At 67.2% G+C, this 24987-nt stretch carries 24 protein-coding genes, 1 tRNA gene and 1 pseudogene; 17 read left to right on the top strand and 9 right to left on the bottom strand.

From position 1 onward, the window contains the following. Position 1 precedes the first annotated feature (1 nt). Positions 2-454, bottom strand: a complete 453-nt coding sequence (locus ABD808_RS29295; RefSeq protein WP_344903217.1) for a GatB/YqeY domain-containing protein — start codon at positions 452-454, stop codon at positions 2-4. Positions 455-532: 78 nt separating this feature from the next. Here ABD808_RS29295 and ABD808_RS29290 point away from each other — a divergent pair, with 78 nt between their 5' ends. From ABD808_RS29290 to ABD808_RS29280, 3 genes are all read left to right on the top strand, one after another. Continuing rightward, positions 533-1432 (top strand): metallophosphoesterase, encoded by a 900-nt coding sequence (locus ABD808_RS29290; protein ID WP_344903214.1) that lies wholly within the window; start codon positions 533-535, stop codon positions 1430-1432. Continuing rightward, positions 1429-2091: a class I SAM-dependent methyltransferase gene (locus ABD808_RS29285; protein WP_344903211.1), complete on the top strand. Its 663-nt coding sequence runs from the start codon at positions 1429-1431 to the stop codon at positions 2089-2091. Before ABD808_RS29290 ends, ABD808_RS29285 begins: the two co-directional genes overlap by 4 nt. A 37-nt stretch (positions 2092-2128) precedes the next feature. Then, a tRNA-Pro gene (locus ABD808_RS29280) sits at positions 2129-2202 on the top strand. A 740-nt stretch (positions 2203-2942) separates the two neighbouring features. Here the strand turns inward: ABD808_RS29280 and ABD808_RS38675 are convergent. Then, positions 2943-3026 (bottom strand): annotated as a pseudogene (locus ABD808_RS38675) (DUF6461 domain-containing protein); the annotation flags it as partial. A 700-nt stretch (positions 3027-3726) separates the two neighbouring features. Between ABD808_RS38675 and ABD808_RS29275 the strand changes: the two are divergent. From ABD808_RS29275 to ABD808_RS29265, 3 genes are all read left to right on the top strand, one after another. Continuing rightward, the gene (locus ABD808_RS29275; protein WP_344903208.1) at positions 3727-4899 is read left to right on the top strand and encodes a phosphorothioated DNA-binding restriction endonuclease family protein; all 1173 of its coding nucleotides are present in this window, start codon (positions 3727-3729) and stop codon (positions 4897-4899) included. 479 nt (positions 4900-5378) lie between these two features. Beyond that, positions 5379-6425, top strand: coding sequence for a hypothetical protein (locus ABD808_RS29270; protein ID WP_344903205.1), 1047 nt, complete (start codon positions 5379-5381; stop codon positions 6423-6425). Positions 6426-6714: 289 nt separating this feature from the next. Beyond that, positions 6715-7668 carry a hypothetical protein gene (locus ABD808_RS29265; protein ID WP_344903202.1) on the top strand — a complete coding sequence of 318 codons (954 nt, stop codon included), beginning with the start codon at positions 6715-6717 and terminating at the stop codon, positions 7666-7668. A gap of 173 nt (positions 7669-7841) precedes the next feature. Here the strand turns inward: ABD808_RS29265 and ABD808_RS29260 are convergent, their stop codons facing one another. Further along, entirely contained in the window at positions 7842-8327 is a 486-nt protein-coding gene (locus ABD808_RS29260) for a hypothetical protein (RefSeq protein WP_344903200.1), read from the bottom strand. Between the two features lie 328 nt (positions 8328-8655). Between ABD808_RS29260 and ABD808_RS29255 the strand changes: the two genes are divergently transcribed. Beyond that, positions 8656-9459 carry an HIT family protein gene (locus ABD808_RS29255; RefSeq protein ID WP_344903198.1) on the top strand — a complete coding sequence of 268 codons (804 nt, stop codon included), beginning with the start codon at positions 8656-8658 and terminating at the stop codon, positions 9457-9459. A gap of 4 nt (positions 9460-9463) precedes the next feature. On the opposite strand, the gene ABD808_RS29250 is transcribed toward ABD808_RS29255, so the two are convergent. Together ABD808_RS29250 and ABD808_RS29245 are read right to left on the bottom strand one after the other, a co-directional pair. Continuing rightward, positions 9464-10093, bottom strand: a complete 630-nt coding sequence (locus ABD808_RS29250; protein WP_344903195.1) for a class I SAM-dependent methyltransferase — start codon at positions 10091-10093, stop codon at positions 9464-9466. After that, entirely contained in the window at positions 10086-10814 is a 729-nt protein-coding gene (locus tag ABD808_RS29245) for a hypothetical protein (RefSeq protein WP_344903192.1), read from the bottom strand. Before ABD808_RS29245 ends, ABD808_RS29250 begins: the two co-directional genes overlap by 8 nt. 193 nt (positions 10815-11007) lie before the next feature. Here ABD808_RS29245 and ABD808_RS29240 point away from each other — a divergent pair, with 193 nt between their 5' ends. The 4 genes from ABD808_RS29240 to ABD808_RS29225 all read left to right on the top strand — a co-directional run bounded on the left by ABD808_RS29240 (position 11008) and on the right by ABD808_RS29225 (position 14663). Continuing rightward, a complete protein-coding gene (locus tag ABD808_RS29240) occupies positions 11008-11679 on the top strand; it encodes an HIT domain-containing protein (protein WP_344903189.1) in 672 nt (223 codons plus the stop codon). A gap of 37 nt (positions 11680-11716) precedes the next feature. Then, a complete protein-coding gene (gene thiL / locus ABD808_RS29235; protein WP_344903186.1) occupies positions 11717-12781 on the top strand; it encodes a thiamine-phosphate kinase in 1065 nt (354 codons plus the stop codon). Between the two features lie 515 nt (positions 12782-13296). Continuing rightward, entirely contained in the window at positions 13297-13842 is a 546-nt protein-coding gene (locus ABD808_RS29230) for an RNA polymerase sigma factor (protein ID WP_344903183.1), read from the top strand. Then, positions 13839-14663, top strand: a complete 825-nt coding sequence (locus ABD808_RS29225) for a maleylpyruvate isomerase family mycothiol-dependent enzyme (protein ID WP_344903180.1) — start codon at positions 13839-13841, stop codon at positions 14661-14663. Before ABD808_RS29230 ends, ABD808_RS29225 begins: the two co-directional genes overlap by 4 nt. A gap of 191 nt (positions 14664-14854) precedes the next feature. Here ABD808_RS29225 and ABD808_RS29220 read toward each other — a convergent pair whose 3' ends face one another. The 3 genes from ABD808_RS29220 to ABD808_RS29210 all read right to left on the bottom strand — a co-directional run bounded on the left by ABD808_RS29220 (position 14855) and on the right by ABD808_RS29210 (position 17545). After that, a complete protein-coding gene (locus tag ABD808_RS29220; RefSeq protein ID WP_344903177.1) occupies positions 14855-15394 on the bottom strand; it encodes a hypothetical protein in 540 nt (179 codons plus the stop codon). A 90-nt stretch (positions 15395-15484) separates the two neighbouring features. Continuing rightward, a complete protein-coding gene (locus tag ABD808_RS29215; RefSeq protein WP_344903174.1) occupies positions 15485-16300 on the bottom strand; it encodes an SAM-dependent methyltransferase in 816 nt (271 codons plus the stop codon). Positions 16301-16681: 381 nt separating this feature from the next. Further along, entirely contained in the window at positions 16682-17545 is an 864-nt protein-coding gene (locus ABD808_RS29210; protein WP_344903171.1) for an alpha/beta fold hydrolase, read from the bottom strand. 81 nt (positions 17546-17626) lie between these two features. On the opposite strand from ABD808_RS29210, the gene ABD808_RS29205 reads away from it, so the two are divergent. Next, on the top strand, positions 17627-19582 hold the full coding sequence (locus ABD808_RS29205) for an AfsR/SARP family transcriptional regulator (protein ID WP_344903168.1): 1956 nt from the start codon (positions 17627-17629) through the stop codon (positions 19580-19582). Here the strand turns inward: ABD808_RS29205 and ABD808_RS29200 are convergent, their stop codons facing one another. After that, positions 19583-19834, bottom strand: a complete 252-nt coding sequence (locus ABD808_RS29200; protein WP_344903165.1) for a hypothetical protein — start codon at positions 19832-19834, stop codon at positions 19583-19585. A 100-nt stretch (positions 19835-19934) separates the two neighbouring features. Here ABD808_RS29200 and ABD808_RS29195 point away from each other — a divergent pair, with 100 nt between their 5' ends. The 5 genes from ABD808_RS29195 (at position 19935) to ABD808_RS29175 (ending at position 24947) form a co-directional block, all read left to right on the top strand. Next, positions 19935-21593 carry a catalase gene (locus tag ABD808_RS29195; RefSeq protein WP_344903162.1) on the top strand — a complete coding sequence of 553 codons (1659 nt, stop codon included), beginning with the start codon at positions 19935-19937 and terminating at the stop codon, positions 21591-21593. A gap of 301 nt (positions 21594-21894) precedes the next feature. Next, positions 21895-22167 carry a hypothetical protein gene (locus tag ABD808_RS29190; protein ID WP_344903159.1) on the top strand — a complete coding sequence of 91 codons (273 nt, stop codon included), beginning with the start codon at positions 21895-21897 and terminating at the stop codon, positions 22165-22167. Between the two features lie 66 nt (positions 22168-22233). Beyond that, positions 22234-22377, top strand: coding sequence for a hypothetical protein (locus ABD808_RS29185; RefSeq protein WP_344903156.1), 144 nt, complete (start codon positions 22234-22236; stop codon positions 22375-22377). A gap of 55 nt (positions 22378-22432) precedes the next feature. Next, positions 22433-23161, top strand: a complete 729-nt coding sequence (locus tag ABD808_RS29180) for a MerR family transcriptional regulator (RefSeq protein ID WP_344903153.1) — start codon at positions 22433-22435, stop codon at positions 23159-23161. A 16-nt stretch (positions 23162-23177) separates the two neighbouring features. Then, positions 23178-24947, top strand: a complete 1770-nt coding sequence (locus tag ABD808_RS29175) for a S9 family peptidase (RefSeq protein ID WP_344903150.1) — start codon at positions 23178-23180, stop codon at positions 24945-24947. Positions 24948-24987: the final 40 nt, after the last annotated feature.

Raw genomic sequence — 24987 nt, 5'->3', positions numbered from 1 at the left:
GTCACTGCGCGAGCTGACGCCTGACCTCGGCCGCGACACGTCCGCCCTCGGCGCGTCCCGCCACCTTCGGGTTCACGACCTTCATGACCTGGCCCATCGCCCGGGGCCCGGCGGCGCCCGTCTCGGCGATCGCGTCCGCCACCAGCGCCGTCAGCTCCGCCTCGCCGAGCGGTGCCGGAAGGTACTCCTCCAGGACCTTGCCCTCGTCGCGCTCCGCCTGGGCCTGCTCCTCGCGTCCGGCATCCCCGAACGCGGTCGCCGCCTCACGGCGCTTCTTCGCCTCCCGGGCCAGCACCTTGACGACGTCCTCGTCGGACAGCGCACGCGACTGCTTACCGGCGACCTCCTCCGTCTTCACCGCCGTCAGCGCCATGCGCAGGGTTCGGGTGCGCACCTCGTCACGCGCCTTCATCGCGGTCGAAAGGTCGGTCTCCAGCTTCTCCTTCAGGCTCATGCCCACCATCATGCCCGTGCGGCACCCGAAGCCTCATCGGGATTACCGCGGCGTGCAATTCTCTGGAAGCATGGAGGCGTGCGAAAGTTCTACGCCGCGCCCCTGGCGCTGCTGGGCGCGGGCGCCGCGACCTTCGGGTACGCCTCGGTGATCGAGCGGAACTGGTTCCGGCTCCGCCGCATGGACGTGCCCGTACTGCCGCCTGGCCGCCCGCCGGTGAAGATCCTGCACATCTCCGACGCGCACCTGACGCCCGGCCGGTCCCGCCTGATCGACTGGGTCCGTTCCCTGGACGCGCTGGAACCGGACCTCGTCGTCAACACGGGCGACTCGGTCTCCCACCGCGACGCCGTCGGCCCCTTCCTGGACGCGCTCGGCCCCCTCCTCGAACGCCCCGGCGTGTTCGTCTACGGGTCGAACGACCTCTACTCACCCATCTTCAAGAACCCCCTTCGCTACATCTGGCGGACCAGCAAGTCCGACTACGCGCGGGACCATCGCGAGCCTGACCTCCCCTATCGTGAGCTGGGCTCGTCCCTCCAGACCGCCGGCTGGCTCGACCTCAACAACCGCATCGGCCGTCTCAAGGTCGGCGAGCTGGACGTCGAGTTCGGCGGCATCGACGACTCCCACATCAGCCGGGACCACTACGACAAGATCGCGGGCCCGGTCGACCCGCAGGCCGACGTCCACCTCGGCGTCATGCACTCCCCGGAGCCCCGCAACCTCGACCGCTTCACCGCCGACGGCTACGACCTCCTCCTCGCCGGTCACACCCACGGCGGCCAGGTGCGCGTCCCCTTCTACGGCGCCCTCGCCACCAACTGCGGCATCGACCGTCCCCGTGTGAAGGGCCTCCACCGGCACCGCGGCTCGTGGCTCCACGTCTCCGCGGGCCTCGGCACCTCCCCGAAGGCCCCCATGCGCTTCTGCTGCCCGCCCGAGGCATCCCTCCTCACCCTCGTCCCCCGCCGATGAGCCTCCGCGAACGCTGGAAGACCGAACGCCTCCAAGCCTCCGCGTACGACTACGCCGTCCAGAACCGGTACCTCTCGCGCCTCGGTGCCCGCGTCCTCTGGAACTACGACATCACGCACCTCCGACAGAACATCGCCGCCCAGGACCCGTCGGCCCTCACCCTCGACATCCCCTGCGGCGGCGGCCTCGCCGTCGGCGACAACCCCCGCCACATAGCGGCCGACCTCTCCTGGACGATGCTCACCCGCGCCCGCCGCAAGACAGCGACCCTCCTCCAGGCCGACATCTACGCCCTGCCCTTCCCCACCGCCACTTTCGACGCCTGCGTCACCTACAACGGCCTCCACTGCCTCCCCGACCCGGCAGCCGCGGTCGCCGAACTGGCCCGCGTCCTCCGCCCCGGCGGCACCCTCCGCGGCACGACCATCGTCCGCGGCACCTCCCGCGACCCCTTGATCAGACTCATGCAGCGCAAGGGCCTCTTCGGCCCCTCCGGCACCATCACCGACGTCCGTACCTGGCTAACGGCCGCGGGTCTGACCAACATCATCCTCACCCCCTCCGGCGCCATAACCGGCTTCACAGCCCAACGCCCCCCGGACCCGGCCCCAGGTAAAATAGGGACGCACCACCCCCCACCATCCGCTAAGGTGGACTAGGCGCCGGGAGACCGTACGACTCCCGGGCAGCCACCACCGGGGTGTAGCGCAGCTTGGCAGCGCGCTTCGTTCGGGACGAAGAGGTCGTGGGTTCAAATCCCGCCACCCCGACAGCCAAGTACCAGGTGAGACAGGGTCTCGGAGATCACTCCGAGACCCTTCTTAGTTCTAAGGGTCAAAGAGAGCCGAACGAGGAGCCACCGTAACCGGACTTATGCTGACTTGGCGGCACCGAACACGGCGTTGATCGCCTCGGCGCCCTTTGTGATGACCGGCTTGAGTGATGCCGATAGAGCTCTTCCCTGCCTGCCGCGGACGAGTGCCCGCAGCGGACCCAGAGCAACTCGTCCAGCACGGCCCCCGGCAACCCCAGGGCCAGCGCGAGCCTCCAGAGACGCTTCCCGCCTTGCCGTCAGCTCCTCCAGCACGGCATCACGTATTCCCTGCGGGACGTGCGTGTACCAGCGCTGAGCCGACCCATCCTCGTGGCCTATCCGCTCGTCTGCCGGGACTGGCCGGATACCTGCCTCCTCCAACACCGTCCGATGACCGTGCCGCAGACCATGCGGCGTAAGGTCCGCAGAATCGGCATCCAGGACATTTCTGCGTGCGTCCCCGCATGGGACGCCCAGGGAAACAGCTCGGCCAGCAGCGGCACTGGCCGCGCGGGCTCGGCGCCTCCTTTGGGATAGCAGCCTGACGCGGCCGGGCCGAACGCCCACGCGGGCGAAGCCGCTCCTCAAACGGTGCGCCGCCCTGACCTTCGGTCCGTTCCTCGATGGGTGTGAACCTCGGCTCGGCGACCGCCGCCTTCCCCGCGACCGCGTTTGCTCGGCAGATGAGAACGGCCTTCACCCCATTTCGGCGCTGCCGCAGGTGAACGTGGTCTCCTGAAACAGTTTCGGCGTGAGGGCGACACCGGTCAGGTGCTCGGCGAGGGCGACCGGTCGGGTTCGGGGTTGTCGTCAAAGTGAAGGCCGTTGTGAAGCCGTCAGACGGCAAGTCCCTCCACAGCAGTTGCTTGGCCGTGGCAACCCCACCGTGGTCACTGATCATCTGGAGGAACGGGACGGCGTTGTAGCCCAACTCTCGCTTGGCGGCCTGGTAGATCCCCACCATGGCCCGACGGAACTACGCTCGCCATGCTCGCCTCCCCTGAGCCCCGGTGCGAGGCCTGCTAAGCATCGCCTAAGGAAGGCCTGGCGAGTAACTCCGCATGAGCCAGCGAAAACGACTCGCGCTCATCCCAAGGCCCCCCGAACAGTCAGAGCTCCCTCCGAAGAGCCGATTTTAGGTCATTATACTATCGTTAAGACTCGACATCCTGTAAAGTCATTATCCGCAGTTCAATCCAGTGGGATCCACGGCGGAAATGGTGCGGTCCAACACCTCTAAGTCAACCGCAAGGATGGCCATCGCTGGCCACTCGGTCGCAGGACACCTCTACGGGCTCCCTCCCCGAGTCACCTGCCGCTCAACTGCTCGCCACGTGCCTGCACTGCCAGGCCATACCCGCGTGGTTTGGCGCCTTTGATGGACGACTGGGAGTCGGGGAGGCAGCTCCCCGGTACGCAGGGCCTGTGAGGGCAGTGAATTTGTTGGGCATCTCAGTCAAATCGGACATATCATGTCCGGATGGATCTATCGGCGATCACGCGCGACGCCGTCCTCGAGGCGATCGGCGAGTGTGACGAGCTCGGACGTCAGCGTTTTCTCGACCACTACGGTTTCGACCCTGCACGCCAGTACTTCGTTTATCACGACGGTGCCTATTATGATTCCAAGGCAATCGTGGGGGTTGCGTATCGTCACGTGACAGGTCGGCCGCTTACCGCGGATCAGTTCTCCGGTGGTCGCCAGACGGTCGTCCGGGCACTCGGTCGTTTGGGTTTCGAGGTGGTCAACGATGGGCCAGCCTCACCGCGACGGCGTTTGATCCAGGTCCTCGAGACGCTGCGCATCGCAAGCACCGCGGATGGGCCCGCTCGACATCAGCCGATAACCCTGCTCTGGGCCTTCGGAGGGGCAGCGCACCGCCATCCGCGACTCGTGCCATGGCGAGATGCCTATTCCAAGCTACGCGACCTTATGCACGAGTATGGCCAACTCAACTCAAGGCCAACTCCCGAGTTTCCCATCGTCGCGTTGGCCCGTACAGAGATTTGGGAACTGCATGGCCACACTGGAGCAGTACCCGCCGCGCATGGTAATCCGATCACCTGGCTAGAAGAACAAGATCCGCATTGTGGTCTGACAGCGTGGGCGTATGAACTCATGGCGTCCAGTGAATCAGCGCGCATGGAGGCAGTTGCGACGCTCGGTCAACGATTTTTCGGGGGCAAGCTACCAAAAGAACTGTTGACAGAGGTCGGCCTTCATCAAACGGGACGTTCTGTCGCGGCGCCATCGGGGCGATCGAATCGACGAGCGGACTACTTGCGCCTTTGCCAGACGGTAGAGGCGGCTGAAGCACGTGGCGACCATGACCGGACCTCAACCACTCACCGGGAGCAGCCCGTACGCTCTGCGAGCGCGGTCAAGGCCGTGCTGATCCGAAGTGGTGGTCAGTGCGAGAACCCGCTGTGCACCGGCCAGCCGGATGACGTGAATAGGAACGGCGAGCCACTTCTTGAAGTGGACCACGTCACAGACCGCGCCGCCTGGGGACGCGACCACCCCGTTCAAATGGTCGCCCTCTGCCCCAACTGCCATGCCGTTAAGACAAGGGGCCGAACGAGGGAACAGCTCAGAGAAATTCTTCGCTTGGAGGCGCGAACGAGACACACGACTTGGCTGTCTCAGACCTGACTTGCGTGCTCAGGTGATGTCTGAGCAGGACCGTTCCTTAACCAGACCGGGAACGGTTCCGGCAATCCCCTCATCCCCAGTGTCGCCGACGCGGTGACCACTCTCATGCCCGATGGGCTGGTCGGGTTCGAGGGCGGGCAGGTGAGCGAGTTCGCGCGCTCCGGCGAGGGGCCTCGGGCGGGACCAAGGAACGGGTCGGTGTGGGTGTGCGGCCGGATACGGGCTAAGGGTCGAGGCCGTCCGGACGGACAAGGCTATTCGTCGTCCGTGGCGTCCTCGCCGTCCGAGGTGTCGGTAGGAACCGGCAAGTCTGAGTTCCTCTTGGCCCGGACGACTACGACCGCGCCGTGCGGCGCACGGTCGAGGGCTCCAATGGCGCATCCTCGGGGCGCTCGCGCCGGGCGGGTGCTTCCGTGTCCTGTGACTCGCGCTTTCGCGGCGTGTGCCGTGTTGGCGGGATGTGGGTAGCGTTCGGGAGCATGATCAGTGTTGAACTGTGTGATGTGTTAGAGGACTTTGGTCGGCTGGTCGGCCGTGTTGAGGAGACTGGGGAGCGGGCGGGCGTTACCGAGGGTGGGGAGCTCGTCGGTGTGCTTCTTTCGGCGGCCGAGTTGGTCGAGTTGGAGCATTACGCGCAACGTGTCCAGCGTGGGGGGCGGCGTCCTCGGGCGAAAGCGGGGCGGGAGCGGCCGCTCGGGCCGGAGCGGCAAGGTTCTTATGTTCGGTTTGTGCACGCTGACGGGGTGCGGAGGACGTTCACGCGGGACCGCGTGGTGGTGGCCGAGCTGCGGTCTGTGGAGGAACTCGACTGGCTGGAGAAGAGGGCGCGTGTCGGCCGCCAGGGCTACATGGACCCGAAGCAGGCGGTCGCGTTCGAGGAGTTTCTTGCCCGCCAGGCGCCGATCGGCGATGGCATCGCGTGGATCGCCGATGGTTGGAGGAACCAGGAGCCGTTCACGGTGCTTGAGTTCATCAAAGGCCTGCCATCCGAAGAGGTCGCGCTCGCCTACGGGGCCGATGTGCGGGACATCGAGGATGGGCTGACGCTTCGGCAGGTGTGGGAGCGCGATAAACGCGAAGGTACGGACGACGTCTATAACGTGCTCGTGTTTGGGGAGGAGTTGGGGTGGACATGGCTGGGCTATCACGACTTCGACGGCGCCTTCTCGCGCTCGCTCGATCCGCCTCCCGCGAAACAGATAACGACGACCGCCACCATGGCCCGAGCCATTTATGACTTCGACTATTATGAGGAGGGCGTGTACCAGAATCCGTTTCCGGTCGAGGATGACGAGCAGCGCGACATGTACGAGCTCATCTGGTATACGCCGGGCGAGGCGCCGTTCGAGCCGGACGCGCCGCTGGCTTTCCTCAACACGTACGTTCGCGGTGCGGAGGAAGTGACCGACTGGACGGACGGCATTCCGCTGTTCTTCGCCGCGCTGGAACGAGCCTTCGGCCTGTCCCTGCCCCGAGACGCGATCAGGTCCGGCCAGGTACGCTGCGCCCGTCCAGCCCGCCGTTGAACAGCCATCGTCCCCTGGAGCCTACTTGGGCCTTTAGCCACTTGCTGGAAGGTCGATGAGGAAACCGACGCCGATGATGCTGATTTGGTGCCTTAAGTAGCCGATAGGTTACGGGGTGACGTTCTTCCTGCGCTATCCGCGTGGACGTGGCCCCAGGATCTGGGAGGGTGCGGGGGGAGTGGCCGCCGGGCCCCTTGTCAGGGCGGGGCAGGCTGGGCATGAGGACTTGGGGATTGTTGTGGGCGGGTGCTCGGTGTGGAGCGGGGCCAGTTTTGGGGCAGGTTAGTGCTTGAATACCTTCGTGACCATTAGAGTTTCGTTTGATCCTGTTGTTACGGCTGAGGAGCGCGCCCTTCTGGAGGCGCGGCCGGAGTTGTTGCATCCTGCTGGCGGGGTGCGGCCGTCGGGGTCCGTTGGTGGGCGGACTCCTCGGGACGTGCTCTTCAGCCTTTGGAGTGCTCCGCTGTGGGCCTTTCTGCCGCTTGTCGTTGCTCCGTTCTACGGGCGCAAGGTGGCGGTTGCAGGGGCGATTGGGCAGGTCGCGGCGGTGGCGGTGCTGTTGCTCGTGCCCTGGGGCGTGGTCGTGCTGTCGGGGGTGGCTGTCGTCGCTTTTGGTGTGCTGGTGGCGCGGTGTGGGGAGGGGCGGGTTGGTACCCTTGCGCGGCGGCTTCACGGGTCCTATGTGCTGCCGGGTGACCTCAATACCACCTCGTCCGATCTGCTGGGACGGCTCCAGGAGGCGGTTCGGGTTGTGCTGTCGGCCGATGTCACCAAGGAAGGGATGCTCGACGATCTGCGGAACGCCGTCGTGCTTCCGGCGCAGGAGTGGGAGGTCGCCCAGACTCTCCGGGAGATCAGCCGGCTGCGGAGGGAGCAGCGGGCGGCCCGCAAGGCCGGGGAGAGTGCCGAGCTCGCGCAGGTGATGGAGCCGCAGACCAGGGCGCTGAACTTGGCAAGGGCCTCGATCGCCGAGCGAGTAGAGGCGATTGAGCGGTATGCCGAGCAGGTCAAGGCCGCCGATCAGGCTCTTCTCCAGTGGAAGACCCTTCAGCGCTTGGCCGACAACAATGACGCCTACGGCGAACTGCTCGCACGGACCGTCCGGGACGAGCTGGCGATCGCGGAGATCGAGGGGCTCACTGAAGAGGCGGCGCAGGTCGAAGAGGCGCTGCGCCGTAGCGTGGAGAAGGCGCGCAGGACCGGGTTCTCGCTGCTGCCCGGCGGATTGGCGGAGGCGGGCTGATGGCGTCTGGAAAGTCCAGGGACAAGCGAGACAAGGACAAGAGCGAGAGTGACGTGCCGTTTCGGGCGCTCTCGCCTGGTGGTGAGGAGTTGTTCGGACGGCTCCCGGTTTGGCTGAACGTTCTCGGTGGGCTGGTCCTTGTCGGGATGCTCTGCGTGCCGCTCTTTCTCTGATCAGAGGTCCGAGATCGTTGCTCGGAGCGGCTCGCCCGTCAGCTTCCACCAGGCCGCGGCCGTGGCCAGTGTGCCGACCGTCGCGAGGACGAGTCGCCAGCCGGGGAGACCGCCGTTCTCAAGGACCGGGCCGCGTGCGTGCGGGTCGAACGTCCGCTGGATGTGGAGCTTGCCCCAGAGCCCGAGTTTGCGGGAGATCACGCTGGTGCCACCGAAACCGATCCCGAGCTGGGAGAACACTCCGAGGGTGACCATCCCCACCGCGAAGAAGCCGAAGGCCGCCTGGCCTATCGCGACCACTCCCGCGGCGCCCTGGCCGATGGCGACGACGCCCCTTGCCAACTGGCCGATGGCGATGACACCGTCCGCGACCCCGCCGATGGCGACGATTCCGGTGGCTTCATTCCCGACGGCGAACACACCGACCGCCTGAGGACTGACCGCGAAAACCCCCGGAATACCGTCCCCAACTGCCACAAGCTGCATGCGGTGAGCATAAAGGATCTTGCACCTTCGACGCTCACTCCGTGTCCGGAGATCGTGATAAGTCGTCCGCGATCCTGAGTCCTCTTGAACTGGAAGGTCTCATGGGGGATGAGAGAAGGCTGAGCATCAGCTGACGCGCGGCGTTCCGCATAAAGACGTGCTCGTGGGGCCGCGCGCTATGGGTGGTGGCGCATTGTGGCCCACGGGAGCCCTCACGGCCCGGGCGTTTAGTACCTGACAGTGATTGTCTGCGTACCTAGCGGGTTGTGGTGAGCACGCAGATGGGACGTTCGCGGGGAGGTCACGATCTTCTGCGAGGTGCTCAGGGATGAACTCCTCTCATGGATCCCAAGGTGTCCTGCCTGCTCGGTGTGTTGTGGGCGGACGTGTGCCTTGGGTGGATCGCCTTGCAGGTGGAAACGTGGGAGTCGTACCGTGGCATGGTGGGCGGATACGACATTTGTGGCGTAGCCAACAGTCAGGATCCACCGTGACCGTGATGACTCCTGTGACCATTCGCCTTCGCTCGGCGCGGCTTGTCGCTAGCATCTGCGGAGTCATTGCCGCGTGGCCTACACCGGTTGTCGCGTATCACGCATATCCGGCCTACAGGGAGACTCGAAATACGATGCTCATCGCGGGTACGTCGGACAAGGAAAGGAGCAACGGCCTACGAATGCTGCTTGATCGGCTCAGAGGACGTCGTCAAGCGGACAGAACGAGGTCGTATGCTCGATCCACCGATAGCGACTGTCTCTTCTGCAAGGTGGACGACCCTCAGATCAACAGGACGCTCTGCGAGAACGACCTGTTCTACGCGCGATATGATAACTTTCCCGCCAATCCCGGACATGTCGAGATCGTACCGAAGAGGCATGTTGTCTCGTTCTTCGACTTAGAGGATCACGAGGTGCTCAGCGCCTTCTCCCTGATGCGCACGGCCCGGGAAATGATCGACGAGAAGTACTTTCCCGAGGCTTACACGATCGGCGTTAACGATGGTAAGGCCGCGGGGCGGAGTATCGATCATCTACATATCCATCTGATTCCTCGGCACCAGGGGGATGTCGATGATCCCCGGGGAGGCATCCGGAAGGCCGCGCCCAACTCTGATCCGGACGCCTGGAAATAGGGCGCTACCGGACGGCGATGGCGACGAACCAGCCTGGTCGGCCGGAGTAATGGATCCTGGTGTCGGAGAAACCGGTCTTGCCCAGGTACTTCGTGAAGGTGTCGGGGTCGGTGAAGGTGAACCAGCGGCGGCCCTCCATTGATCCGCCGTTCCGCCATCCTTCGCCCTCGCCCGTTCGCATGCTGATCGCGGTGACTCCGCCGGGAATCAACACTCGGTGGATCTCGGTCAGCGCGTGCTCCATCAGCGCGACTGGTATGTGCAGCAGGCTGCCTGAGGCCCACACTCCGGCGACCGACGCGGGACGTATCGGCAGGGCCAGGGCGTTCAGTCGGACGAAGCTTGGGGGTCGGTCCCCGGCGGTCGATCGGCTCCGGGCCTGGTCGAGCATGACCGGGGCGTAGTCTCCCGCGATCACAGTGCGTCCGAGCGATGCGAGCAGTCGGCTGTCGCGTCCGCCGCCGCAGCCGAGGTCCAGGACCGGGAGGTGGTGGGGCGCTAGGCGCGCGAACTCGACGACCTCCGCGTGCAGGCCCGGGAATTGCTCATAGTCCTCTGATGCTTCCGTGTAGGTGCGGGCATTGGCGTCATAGGAGCCGCAGGTTTCTCGGGTGATATCGCGAATATCAGACATTTTCGAAACCGTCCTCCCCGACCACGAGGCTCAGCGAGTTGAGGACGTGCCAGATGCGCTGTGAGTCGAGGTCGTCGTGTCCATCGGAGACATCGAAGCTGACACAGCCCACGAACCTCGAACGACCACTTCTGATCGGGCTGGCGAAGACGGCCCCGCGATGACGGTAGCGCTGGAAGTCCTGCCAGCAGAACCCCATCACCGCGTCGTTCCCCTCCCGTGCTCGAAATGTATCGAATGCATCCTCATCCACCAGATCTCGGGCGAGTGCCGCTACATTCAGGCTCACCTCTTGGTCGAGCTTCCAGCATAGTCCGACGACGCCCACACCCATGGTCGGACGCAGATGCCGGGTTACCGGCGACGCACCGAGACGGTAGGTGGCGATACGTCTGAGTTCACCGCGTAGGGGATGCCGACAATTGCGTTTCCGTTGCCAGAAGTGCAGACCGAGATCACTCACCACTATCGGTGGCGCGATGACGGCGCAGGCTTCGATCAGCTGGCCGAACGCCGTAAGGACATGTCTGCGCATGACCAGGCGGCGTTCACCGCGATGGCGCCGTGACAACGATTCGGACGGGGTCGCGACGCCGAAGACGCCACCGACCAAGATCGTGGCAATCAGGGCGTAGGAGTATTGGTCGTCCAGCTCCGTCCAGGCCGTGTGGGAGGGGAACCCGTACTGTTTGCTGGCCAGTGTCACCGTTGCCGTGAGCACGACTATCCGATCTATGGAACGTGCCGTCGACAACCTCACCTGTCGCCATCCCCGTTTGGAACGCCGCATCCCACCGCGGGCTTGCCAAACCATACCCGGTTGGCGTAACAATATGACTGCCAACTTGACTGGATCATATTTCGGTCCACCTCATTAAGCGAACAGTCCAGTCCGAATTCGGTCGAGGTGATCCGTGGCCGAACGAGCTTCTTGCACCGGGTCCGACTTGTGTCAGGAACTCGCGGGAGCCGCCGACACCACCTTCCGCAGGATCTACGGCGGATCCCCGCCGGGAAGGATCATCGGCGGCGGCGGAACGGTGAGCCTGCTGGCGGATATGTCACCGCTCACACGAGGGCATCTCCTGCTGGTCCCCAACACGCACTATGTCAGTTTCGGCGCGTTGATGAGCGAACACGCCAAAGCGGTAACAGCGGCACTCGACGAGATAGTCCCCCACTATAGGACGAGTTTCGGCGAACCGGTCTTCCTGGAACACGGCTCAACGAGCCGGATGGATGGCTCAGCCTGCATCATCCATGCTCATATTCACCTGCTTCCCCTGCGATTCGACGAGGTCAACGCGCTGATGTCGCAGGACGGCCTGACGGGCACGCCACTAAGCGGGATTGTCGATCTAGAACAGTTTGGGGGGGTCGACATGCCATATTTCTACTGTGGAGACGCCGCCGACCACCGGGTGTACTCTGCCGTGCAGGCAAGGCCCAGGCAATATCTTCGCTCAGTGGCGGGAAGGCTCCTCGGCATCGCTGATCCCGAATGGGACTACGCCGTCGTCGTCCGCAAGAACCTTCTGATGGCGACAGTGGAGGCGGCCGCGTCCTGGAGACTCTCCCTGCCATAGGACATCGATTCCCCGCAGGAAGTTGAGGGTGTAACTCATGCGGAGCACCGAGATCGCCTCGGATGAACCGACACGGCTGGCCGACATCGTCGCCCCCATGTTCAGCGACCAGTCAGGCTGGACTCGACAACTCCGGGACGGAGTCAAGGTCGAACTCCTGGCGGGGGCCGACGCCCAGGACGACTGCGCCGTGTTCGGAGTCGACGGGCCAATGGAGATCGTCCTCGGCTCGGACTATGTTCGTGGCCCGAAGTTCCAGCTCTACGAACTGGGACATCTGTCGAACTACGACATCGGCTACTACCTCGCGATGGCCAACCTCAGCGATATCGCGGCGATGGGTGCGCTCCCCATCGCGCTGCTCACGGTCATCCGCTATCCCCGATCCCTGCCGGACGTGGACTTCACCGCGCTCATGGAGGGTATTCGCGACGCGTGCAGCCAGGTCGGCGCGCCCAATGTCGGAGGCGACATCGGCAGCGCCGAGCGAATCATCCTGTCGGCGTCCGCCATGGGAATCGTCGAGCGAGGCAGGTCGCTGCTGCGAACCGGTGCCCGCCCGGGAGACCGCCTCTGCGTCACTGGCCCCACGGGGATCGCGGCGTCGGCCCAGCGGTATTTCGGTGGCTCCGGCACCGACCGGGAGAAACTTCCGACGGCGAAGGAGGAGTCGCTGCTGTCCGCGTGGCGTCGGCCCCAGGCGCTCGTGCGGCATGGGCGCTGTTTGAGCACGAGCGGCCTCGTGACCAGTTGTCAGGACACCTCGGACGGTCTGAAGGCCGGTGTGCAGTCGCTGGCCGCCGCGAGCGGGGTCGGGTTCGTGGTGGAGGAAAGCGCGCTTCCCGTAGCCGACATCGTGGCCGAGGTCGCACAGCTCACCGGCGGTGATCTGACCTCGGTCATCCTGGGCGACTCGGTGGACTTCCAGCTCGTCTTCACCGTCACGGCCGATGGGGTGCCCCGGCTTTCCAAGTCCTTCGCGGACGCGGGCCTCCAGTTGACCGAGATCGGTTACGCCACGGAGGAACACGCGGTCTGTCTGCGGCGCGCGGATGGCCGAGACGAGGATCTTCCCGGCGTCCCCTGGCGTCACGCCACCTGACCACGGCGATTCCGAGACCGATGCGGGGAAGGCCCCGCCTGCTATTGGTGTGGGGTTGGGGTGACGCGTTTTTTGTGGGCTAGGGCGGCCAGGATTTCCCAGATCAGGCGGTGAGCGAGAGGTGGATGCCGTCGGAATTGGTGTTGCGTCGTTTATTACCGGGGTTAGGCCGCGTTCCTAGATTTCTTGCATGGTGTGGTGGCGCATGTCCTGGTTTTGCATCCAGGCATCTGCGCGTTCTGTACGCCACTGGGCTTGGCAATCGGGCTCGGCGTGGGTGGCGGGTGCTGTGTCGGCGGAGTGCTCTTGGGGATCAGTTGCTTGGCGCGTAGGGCCGCTAAAGCCACCTATTCAAGCCTACCCGCGTGACACTTTGCGAGTAATCGGTCACACACTGAGCGAATTGAGCGGTCATGGCGGCGTCCGGTCTTGGCCAGTGGTCATCTTGTGGTGCTTTGTCGGCGAACCTCATCCTGGGGGCGATTGCGTCCTCCGGGTCAGGGGGAGAGAGGTCGATGGACGGGGACATCCGGCTGAGACAGCGGCTCGCCGCTGGGGACGACGGTGCGTTGCAACACGCCTATGACCGATGTTCGTCCATGGTCTACGGATTGGCGTTACGGGTCACGCGGAGCCGCGAGGCCGCCGAGGAGATCACGCAGGATGTGTTCGTCTACCTGTGGGAGCACCCTTACAACTTTGATCCGGGTCGCGGGAGCCTGCGCACGTGGCTGGCATTGCTCGCCCATCGGCGTTCGGTCGACTGGGTTCGCAAGGAGGAACGGCAGCGAAACCTGCTGGACGCGGTCGGGGAAAGCGAGCCGTCCACCCTCATCATCGACATGATCATCGCCGCGGAGACGGGGGCGCGGGTGCGGGACGCGGTGGCGGAGTTGCCGCAGCGGCTGCGTGAGGCGGTCGAGCTCGCCTACTACCAGGGGCGAACCTACCGGCAGGCGGCGGCCGAATTGGGGTTACCGGAGGGTACCGTGAAGTCACGGATCCGTTCCGGGCTGCGCCGCATCGCCGACACCCTGGCCGAGGAGGGCAGCGCATCATGACCGAACCTTCGCTGGAGCTACGTGCGCGTACGCTCCGTGCCGCGCTGTCCCGGCGTGCCCCGGCCCGCAGAGCGCCTGGTTTCGCCCGGCCCTACGCCGCGGTCGTCGCCATGCTCGACGTCCTGCTGGCCGATCTGGACGAACCCGAGTGGACGTCAGCGGCCGCCGGTGAGTGGGACGCCCGCGACCTGGTCGCGCACCTGTACGCCTCGGACGGGCTGCTCGCCGACGCGATCGCGGGCACGACGTCGTCCGCCCAGGATGTCCCGGCGCGCACGGCGGAGGCGGTCGGCCGTCGGCTTCCGCTCCGGGAGACCCGGCTGGAGTGGCGACGCCAGGCGAACGCCCTCTGCGACGCCATGGGCGAGATCGACGCCGACCGGAGGCTGGAGGTGGGCGGGTTCAGGCTGTGTATCGGCGATCATTTCACCGCGCGCGCCTTCGAGACCTGGGTGCACACCGACGACATCGGCCGGGCCACGGACCGCGACGTGCCGCCGCCGCTCGCCGAACATGTGCATCCGATGGCGGATCTGGGCGCGCGGGGCCTGCCCGTGGCGCTCGCCCTGATCGGACGCGACCATCCCGACCGCGTCCTGCGGCTGATCCTGGACGGTCCGGGCGGCGGCCAGTGGACGGTCCCCCTGGGGACAGCGGCCACCGGCGATGCCCCGGACGCGCAGGTGCGGATGGACGTCGCCGAGTTCTGCTTCCTGGCCGGGGGACGCCGCGACCCGGAGACCGTCCGCGCCGAGACCAGCGGCGATCCGGCCGTCGCGCGCGACGTGCTGGTGGCGGCCTCCTTCTTCTCCGGCCCCTGACCCTCGAATTCACCGAAAGGCGAGGACCCGCCGCCAGCGTGGGGAACGGAGCTTCCGCTGGTGACGGGTCCTCAGAGGCGCACTGCGCTGTGCGTCGGGTGCTGGGAATCGGGGTTGTTCGGTCTCCTTTCCGTCGTCAGCCTGGACTTTCGGGGCTTACCATTCGGGGTCGGTGACTTACCGGGCCGTTCTCAGCAGCTGATGGAAACGAACCCGGACGTTCCGGTCTGCTTGATCTCCGGCGGGGTGTAGTTCGGCGGCGGGGTGAAGACGGCGAGCCAGGCGCTGTGGTAGAGGTGCTGCCCACCCGCGCAGGGCATGCGACCGAAGGCGTCGTTGCGGGTCGCCGAGCTGGCCTCGGTGGTCGAGATGTTCCCCACGACGCTGTTGTCGCGGACGATCACGGCCGAGACCTTGATGTTGTTGACCGGGGCGTCGCAGGTCGCGACCGCCTCGGCCTCGACCTGGCTGCCGCGCAGGCTGGGGGCGTTGACCCCGGAGTTGCAGTTGATGACGGGCGGTTCCGCGAAACTGGCGGGTGCCCGCGACGACCGGTACATCTTGATGTGGACGACCGTGGACTTGGCGGCCCCGGCTTTGAACGGCGTGACCTGCCGTTCCTGCGGTAACTGTGTCGCGGCCGTCGCGGGGGCGCCGGTGAGGCCGACCGCTGCGACCGCACCGGCCAACGCGGTGACGGCCACCCTGGTGGCGTGGGATCGACGTGGCATCTGCATTTTCCCGTCCTTCCGAGCCTGTCGCGCTTTGCTTGTCTCACCCGTTGTTCGCGTGCCGGCCCGGGTTGGATGAGGGAGGGCGCGTCAAGGTTTGCGGGCTACCGCGCCGTAGATGGCCACCTCTTCGGGATCGCCCCAGGGAGTGGCTTCGGGACGCCATCGCGAGCAGGAGACGATGCCTGGTTCGAGGAGTTCCATGCCGTCGAAGAAACGGCTGATCTGTCGCGGGGTGCGTTGGGTCAGCCTGGGGGTGCCGTGCCGGTTCCAGTAGGCGACGGCCTCGTCCACGTCCGGCATCGTGGGGCTGGTGATGGTGTGGGACAGGACGAGGTGACTGCCCGAGGGAAGGGCGTCCATCAAATGGCGGACGACGTTGTAGGCCGCGTCGTCCCCCTCGATGAAGATGACCACGCCAAGGAGCGTGAGCGCGGTCGGTCTGCTTAGGTCGAGCGTGGCGGCGGCCCGTTCCAGGATGTCGGCGGGGTCGCGCAGGTCGGCGTCCAGGTAGGCGGTGGCGCCCTCGGAGCTGCTGGTCAGCAGGGCGTTGGCGTGGACGTGGACGAGCGGGTCGTTGTCGACGTAGACGACGCGGCAGGACGGGTGGACCCGTTGGGCGACCTCGTGGATGTTGTCGTGGGTGGGGAGGCCGGTGCCGATGTCGAGGAACTGGCGGATGCCCGTCTCGGTGGCGAGATGGCGCACCGCGCGGCCGAGGAATACGCGGTCGGCGCGGCCGTAGTGGAGGATGCCGGGGTACAGGCGTTTGATCTGGTCGCCGACGAGCCGGTCAATTTCGTAATAGTCTTTGCCGCCGAGCCAGTAGTTCCAGATCCGCGCGGTGTGGGCCACCGATGTGTCGATCCCGGACAGGGCTCCGGGGTCGGGTGAGGTGCCGGTCACTGCGCGTCGCTCCTCCGCGTGTTCTGCACTGTTCCGGCGAAAGTACCAGCGTGGAGCGGTGGTCCGGGAGCGTCCGCGTGAAATACGGAAAACGGATGATTTCGCGTCGTGGCCTTTTGTGACCGAATCACCAAGACATGACCGGATAGTGGGGTTATCGGGAGATCGTCCGGCTACAGGAGTGGTGAGGAAACGAAACGGACGCGGGTGATGGAATGGCTCATCGGGGTGGACGGAGCGCACCGCTCAACTGGGAGCTGCTCCTCGCGTTGGTCGCTACCGGGTTCCTCATCTACGTGTGGGTGTGGGCGGCCACGCAAGGCGGGCCGCCCTGGTAACGCCAGCCCGGTAAGCCCCGGTAGGCCGCCCTGGTGAGGGCGTTCAGCGGGTCAGCAGGGCCCGCAGGGACGCCGTGACCTGCGCTGGAGCCTCTTCCGCCATGTAGTGGCCGCAGGTGACGGTGCTGTGGTGCAGGTCCTTGGCCCACGCGCGCCAGAGGGCGGCGGCGTCGAAGCCCAACGCGGCGCCCCAGTCCTGTTGCAGGACGGTGACAGGCATGTGCAGCCGGTTGCCGGAGTCGCGGTCGGCCTGGTCGTGTTCGACGTCGATCCCGGCAGACGCGCGGTAGTCGGCGACGATCGACGGGATCGCGTCGCGGCAGGCGTCCAGGTAGGCGGCGCGGACGTCCGGCGGCAGCGCGGACGGGTCGTTCGCCCACAGATCGAGGAAGTACCCGAAGAAGGCGTCCGGGGCGGCCGAGATGAGCTGTTCGGGTAGGCCGGGCGGCTGGGCCATCAGGTAGAGGTGGAACCCGACGGCGGCGGTGACGCCGTGCATCGCGTCCCACATGTCCAGGGTCGGCAGGACGTCGAGGCACGCGAGATGCGTGACCCTCGAAGGGTGTTCAAGACCGGCGCGGAAGGCGACGAGGGCTCCACGGTCATGCCCCGCTAGGGCGAAGTATTCGTGGCCTAGTGCGCGGGCCAGAGAAACGATGTCGGCGGCCATGGTGCGCTTGGAGTAGCCGTCCGTGGGCTTGTCGCTCGCACCGTATCCGCGTAGGTCGGGGCAGATGACGGTGTGGTCGGACGCAAGGTCGGCGGCGACGTGGCGCCACATCAGGTGGGTTTGCGGGAAGCCGTGCAGAAGCACGATGGGGCTGCCGCTCCCCGCGACGGCAGTGTTGAGTGACACCCCGTCGGCGACGGGGACGCGCTGGTAGTCGAAGCCAGGGATGGTCTGCATGGTGTGGGTCCTTTCTCGTGGATGTCCCCAGGCTGCACGGCGTAGATGAGCATTCGATGAGCGCGCTATAGCGTTGCCTGCGTGGCGGTGGTTTTCGGAGTGCTGGGGCCGGTGACGGCCTGGGACGGCTCCGGCGACGAGATCGCCCTGAAGGGGCCGAGGCACCGGGCCGTCCTGGCGCGGCTGCTCGTCGCCCGTGGACGGGTCGTCCCGGTGGCGCGGCTGGTCGACGACCTGTGGGCCGATCCGCCGGTGGACGCGGTCGGCGCGGTCCGCACGTTCGTGGCGGCGCTGCGCCGGGCGCTGGAGCCGGAGCGTCCGCCGAGGGCGCCGTCCCGCCTGCTGGTCACCGAGGGCCCCGGGTACGCGCTGCGCGCCGGTCCAGACGAGGTGGACGCCTGGCGCTTCGAGCGTGCGGTGGCCGCGAATGCCCCGGCGCGGGACCTGATCGCGGGCCTGGACGAGGCGCTCGGCTGGTGGCGCGGCCCCGCCTACGCCGAGTTCGCCGACGAGCACTGGGCGCGGGCGGAACGGTCCCGGCTGACCGAGCTGCGGCTGCGGGCCGTCGAGCGGCGGGCCGAGGCGATGCTGGACGCGGGCCGCGCCGCCGACACCGTGCCCGACCTGGACGCACACCTCGCCGAGCATCCCTGGCGCGAGGACGCCTGGCGCCTGCTAGCCCTCGCGCTGTACCGCACCGGACGGCAGGCGGACGCGCTCGCGACGCTGCGCCGCGCGCGGGCCCTGCTCGTCGACCAACTCGGCATCGACCCGGGCCCGGCACTGCGCCGCCTGGAAGAAGACATCCTCCGCCAGGCGGACCGGCTCGACCCAGGCCAGGACGCCGCGACGCGGGTGTGGGCAAGGGCGGCCGCCGCCTATGACCAGGCGGTCGCGTCCGGCGCGCGGGCCCGGCTGGAGTCGACGGTCGGGCTGCTGCGCGACCTCGCGATGACCGGGGGCGGCGGGCTCGCGGCGGCGCGCGAGCAGCGGATGGCGGCGATCACGGCGGCCGAGGAGCTCGGCGACCCGGAGCTGACCGCGCGGGTGATCGGCGCGTACGACGTCCCGGCCATCTGGACACGATCGGACGACCCACGCCAGGCCGCCGAGGTCGTGGCGGCAGCCGAACGAACCCTCGCCGCACTCCCCTCCCACACGAACGTAGAGGCGATCCGGGCGCGGTTGCTGGTGACGGTCGCGTTGGAGTCACGCGGCACCCGGTCGGGACGGGCCCGCGAGGCGGCGCTGGAGGCAGAGCGGATCGCGCGCGGCCTGGACGACCCCGCACTGCTGGCATTCGCGCTCAACGGCGTGTTCATGCAGACGTTCCAGCGTGCGGGGTTGGCTCCGCGCCGGGACGAGATCGGGGCCGAGCTGGTCGTGCTCTCCGTCCGGCACGGACTGGCCGCGTTCGAGGTGCTCGGGCACCTCGTCCGCCTTCAGGCCCGCAGCGCGCTCGGCGACTTCGCCGGGGCCGACTCCCACGCGGCGGACGCGGACCGACTGGCCGAACGCCACGAACGGCCGCTGGTGGCCGTGTTCACCGACTGGTACCGCGCGCTGCGACTCGCCGCGTCCATCGACACGACCACCGAGGAAGCCGAAACCGCCTATGCCGAGGCGATAGCCCGACTGGACGGTTGCGGAATGCCAGGTCTGGAGCACGGACTACCCGCGCTGGCCCACCTGTCCCTACGCCTGCGACACGGACAGCCCGCGCAAACAGACACCCACACCACCTGGGGACCTTACGAACCCTGGGCCAAGCCCGTCGTCCTGCTGGCACAAGGCCACCCAGCCGAGGCAGCCAAGGCGCTACGCCACACACCAGATCCCCCACGGGACCTGTTGTTCGAGGCCATGTGGTCTCTCACCGCCCGCGCGGCCATCGCCGTCGACGACCGCGAGACGATGACACGCGCCCGACACGAACTGGCCCCGGCCGCGGCGGAACTCGCCGGAGCCGCCAGCGGGCTGCTCACCTTCGGCCCGGTCTCCGCGCAGCTGGACGACCTCACCGCAGCCCTCCGCTGATCAGAGGTCGGGCAACGGGTCCTCGGGAAGGTCTTTCCCGGACACCTCGGCGTCGGCGGCGTTGATCACCGCGACATACTCGTCGCCGACCTCGAAATGGGTGCCCTTGAACTCGAACGTCGCCCCGGACCCGATCTCCACCGGCCCCATGCGCGCCGCGCGCGGGTAGGTGCCCCACACGCCTTTGGGCTTGTTTCGAGTGAAGTAGCCGGTGGTGACCACGGTGATCTGCGAGTCGGTCACCACGAACATGAGCCCTGTCCGTCCGCTGACGGTGGGTTTACCTGATACGGACGTTGGCTTGTTCTCTCTCGGGTAGGGCCGCAATCAGCCAGCGAGAGGAGAGGGTGTCGTGACGGCCGATTCGAGCAGTGGAGCGCAACCGGGGGACAACCGTCCGGTGTTGACCAACCGGCAGGGCCATCCCGTCTACGACAACCAGAACCAGCGGACCGTGGGTGCGCGAGGCCCGGCGACACTGGAGAACTACCAGTTCCTGGAGAAGATCAGCCATTTCGACCGGGAGCGGATCCCGGAGCGGGTCGTGCACGCGAGAGGTGTGACGTCCTACGGGTTCTTCGAGTCGTACGGGACGTGGGGCGACGAGCCGATCAGCACGTTCACCAGGGCGAAGCTGTTCCAGGAGCGGGGGAAACGGACACCGGTCGCGCTGCGCTTCTCCACGGTCATCGGCGGCCGCGACTCGTCCGAGACGGCACGAGATCCGCGCGGCTTCGCCATCAAGTTCTACACCGAGGACGGCAACTGGGACCTCGTCGGGAACAACCTGGCGGTCTTCTTCATCCGCGACGCCATCAAGTTCCCGGACGTCATTCACTCCCTCAAACCGGACCCGGTGACGTTCCGTCAGGAACCGGCGCGCATCTTCGACTTCATGTCGCAGACGCCGGAGTCGATGCACATGCTCGTCAACGTCTTCAGCCCGCGCGGAATCCCGGCCGACTACCGGCACATGCAGGGCTTCGGCGTGAACACCTACAAGTGGGTGAACCAGGCGGGCGACACCAAGCTCGTCAAATACCACTGGATGCCGAAGCAGGGCGTGCGCAGCATGACGGAGGACGACGCGGCGGCGGTCCAGGCCGGTGACCTCGGACACGCCACCAAGGATCTGCACGACGCCATCAACCGCGGCGATTTCCCGGAATGGGAACTGCTCGTCCAGCTGATGGACGACAACGACCACCCGGAACTCGACTTCGACCCGCTCGACGACACCAAGGTGTGGCCGGAGAACGATTTCCCCGCGCTGCCCGTAGGCCGGATCGTCCTGGACCGCAATGTGGAGAACAACTTCGCCGAGAACGAGCAGATCTCGTTCGGCACGGGCGTCCTGGTGGACGGGCTCGACTTCTCCGACGACAAGATGCTCGTCGGCCGGACGTTCTCCTACAGCGACACGCAGCGCCACCGCGTGGGCCCGAACTACCTCCAACTGCCCGTCAACCAGGCCATGGGCACGCGGGTGCGGACGAACCAGCGCGACGGGCAGATGGTCTACTACGTGGATTCGGTGGGCGAGAATCCGCATGTGAACTACGAGCCGTCCATCACGGGCGGCCTGCGCGAGGGCCATTACCCGACGCACGACGAGCAGGGCCCGGAGATCCGGGGACGGCTGACGCGCCAGCGCATCCCGCGCGCCAACGACTACAAGCAGGCCGGGCAGCGCTACATGCTGATGCAGGACTGGGAGCGCGGCGACCTGGTGCGCAACTTCATCGACCTCATCTCGCAGTGCGCACGTCCCGTCCAGGAACGGATGGTCTGGCACTTCCTGCTCGTCGAGGACGATCTCGGCCTGCGCGTCGGCGAGGGCCTCGGCATCAGCCCGGACGACGTCAAGCAGCTCGATCCGCTGCCCGGGCAGGACCTCACCGACGAGGACCGCCAACGGCTCCAGAACCTCGGCAAGAACGGTTCGCGTGACGTCGACGGCCTGAAGATGACGCACTGTGTCCCGAACGAGAGGGCCGTCCATCAGCGCTAGGAGGGCCGCACGACCAAGGGTGCGCTCAGGGGCGTACCAGGGGCCTCAGCCGTTGCCGCCATGACGCCTGACCGGCCACGAAGCCGCAGGTCAGCTCCATGCCCGCAAACGCCAGTCATATGGAACAAAGTATTCCGTTCTGATAGACTGAGACCCGAGTAAAAGACCTCGACTACGGGTCTACCGGGGGATTACTCCACCCCGGATGGGGGTTTTCCCCTATAGCGATGAGTTCGCTGGACCGGCAGAGTCGTATTCAGCAGCCGGGGGACGAGGCCCCCTCGCAGGAAGAAGGCAGACGATGTCGAACCCGCCGACCCTCACCTCGCTCAGCACCGCCGACCTGGCCGAGATCCTGTTCTGTAGCGGGCTACAGGAGTCCGACCGTCCCTCCGCCGAGCAGGTCCGCAGGGCCATCAAGGACCGCTACTGCGCCTGTGGCGGCGACAGCTCCGGCTGCGTCGCCGCCGTCGCCCAAGAAGCGGGCGACCACCCCGAGACCTACACCTCCCGGATGCGTTGGGCGCTGTCCACCGTGTCCGAGGCGTACCGCGAAACCACCCCAGCCGCCTGACCGACCCGACGCCCCGACCCCGACCGGACACCCGACCCAGACCCCGACCCGCGAGGGAGCCATCCGATGCGTTCACCGTTCACCGACCGGCGCGAGGACATCGTCCCGCGCACGCTCCGCGACCTGATCGCCGCCGAGGCGAGCCGGGACACGGACGAAAGGCGCCCGCGCCGACAACGCAAAACGTTGACCGTCCGGCGCGTCACTTAGCGTAAACATTCCGTCAGCCATCGCACACCGAACGTAGCCACCTATGCTGGCGGCCGTGAGGGAAGAGCCGCTGGAGGACCAGGACGGCCGCACCGCCCGCGAGTACCGCATCGGCGAACTCGCGCGGGCCACGGGCGTCCCGGTGCGGACGCTGCGCTACTACCAGGAGCGCAGGCTGCTGCCACCCCCGCGCCGCGCGGGACGGGTCGGCCTGTACTCCGACGACCATCGGGCACGCCTCCGCGTGATCGCGGAGCTGCTCGACCGTGGCCACACCCTCGAAGGCATCCGCGACCTGCTGTCCGCCTGGGAGGACGGTCGCGACCTCGGCGCCGTCCTCGGCTTCGAGAAGCCCACCACCACAGCCCCGCCCCCGAACGAGCCGACCCCGGGCAACCTGCCTCCAGACGAGCCGCCCCTGAGCGAGCCGCCCTCAGACGAGTTGCCCCCGCACGAGCTGTCGCCGGGCGAGCTGTCGCCGGGCGAGCTGCCCCCGCACAAGCTGCCCCCGCACGAGCTGCCCCCGGACGAGCTGCCCCCGCACGAGCTGTCGCCGGGCGAGCTGGCCGCGCCGCTCGTCGACGAGATCCAGCGCGGCATGGACGAGCTTGCCGCGATGTTCGGCCGTCTGCTCGCCGCGCGCGGCACCGGCGACCACGATCCCGGGGAACTCGCCGAGGCGCTCGCCCGGCTGCGTCCCGCCGCCCAGCTCGCGGTGGGGGAGAGCTTCGCCCGCGCGATGGACCACCAGGTCCGCGCCGCGCGCCGCGCCCCCGAGGCGTGACGGGATACTGGACGGCATGGTCGACGACGAGCGTTGGAAGGCGCGTTTCCGTGCCGCCCGGACGAGCCTGCCCCGATGGGCGCGTGACGCCCCGAGCCGCAGCATCTACCAGTCGAACGCCACGGGGACGTGGGAGATCTACACGTGGGACCGCGACACCGGCGCGCATCGCCAGGTGACCGACCGTCCCAACGGCACCTGGATGGGCACGACCGACCCGTCCGGCACCTGGGTGTGGTGGTTCGCCGACACGGACGGCGACGAGTTCGGCGTGTGGAGACGGGTCCCGTTCGACGCGGACGAGAAAACCGAAAGCGTCCCGGCAGTTCCCGAACTGGAACCGTCATACCCGTCCGGCCTGTCCCTGGGGCGCAGCGGGCTCGCCGTCATAGGACGGGCTAGCGAAACAGGAAACACGATCCATCTGTGCCGCCCCGGCGCACCACCAGAAGTGCTTTACCATCACGCCGAGGATGCGCACGTCGCCGCACTGTCGCGGGACGAGTCGCTCGTGGCCATCGGACACAGCGAACATGGCGACAGCCGACACATGGCCTTGCGCGTACTGCGTCCCGATGGTTCCACGGTCGCCGACCTGTGGGACGGCCCAGGCAAGGGCGTCTACGGGGCCGCGTTCGCTCCGGTGGACGGCGACGCGCGGCTTCTCGTCAACCATGAACGGCGCGGCCGCGACGAGATGCTGATCTGGGACCCGGTCGCGGGCACCGAGCAGGAGATCGTCCTCGACCTGTCCGGCGAGATCGGCGCGAGCTGGTACCCGGACGGGACGGCGCTGCTGATCTCCCACTCCTACGAGGCGCGCGACGAGCTGTACCGCTATGACCTGTCCCGCGACGCCCTGACCAGGATCGACACTCCGCGCGGGGTGATCGGCGGCGCCGCCGTCCGGCCGGACGGGACGGTCGAGTTCGCGTGGTCGTCCGCCGCCGAACCGCCGGTGATCCGCTCGACGTCCGGCGCGGTGGTGCTGGCGCCGCAGGGCCCGCTCGCGCCGCCGTCCGTCCCGGTCGAGGACGTGTGGGTCGACGGCCCAGCCGGACGCGTCCACGCCCTGGTCAGCAAGCCGGAGGGCGACCAGCCCTTCCCGACCGTGTTCGACGTCCACGGCGGGCCCACCGCGCAGGACGAAGACTCGTTCGTCGCGTCCGCCGCCGCGTGGGTCGACCACGGGTTCGCGGTCGTACGCGTCAACTATCGGGGTTCCACGGGCTACGGGTCGAAATGGCGCGACGCCATCGAGGGACGGGCCGGGCTCACCGAACTGGAGGACATCAAGGCCGTCCGCGACTGGACGGTGTCGAGCGGCCTCTCCGACCCGGCGCGTCTCGTCCTGACCGGCGGCTCGTGGGGCGGGTTCCTCGCCCTCCTCGGCATCGGCACGCAGCCGGACGACTGGAGCGTCGCGGTCGCGGCCGTCCCCGTCGCCGACTATGTCGCCGCGTACGAGGACGAGATGGAGGGCCTCCAGGCGTTCGACCGGTCACTGTTCGGCGGCTCACCGGACGAGGTCCCCGATCGGTACCGCGAGTCGTCCCCGATCACCTACGTCTCCCAGGTCAAGGCGCCGGTGCTGATCCTGGCCGGGGAGAACGACCCGCGCTGCCCCATCCGGCAGATCGACAACTACCTGGCGCGGCTCGACGAACTGGGCCTTTCACACAAGGTGTACCGGTACGACGCCGGGCACGGCTCCCTCGTCGTGGAGGAGCGCATCAAGCAGATGGCCGCCGAGATCGGCTTCGCCCGCAAACACCTCGGCATGTGACCACCCCGTGAAACGGACGGCCCCGCCGTCAAGGCCGCAC

The sequence above is a fragment of the Actinomadura meridiana genome (assembly GCF_039537545.1).
Taxonomy (GTDB): domain Bacteria; phylum Actinomycetota; class Actinomycetes; order Streptosporangiales; family Streptosporangiaceae; genus Spirillospora; species Spirillospora meridiana.
Note: the sequence above shows the minus strand (reverse complement) of the source record. Positions and strands in the feature narration are given on the sequence as shown.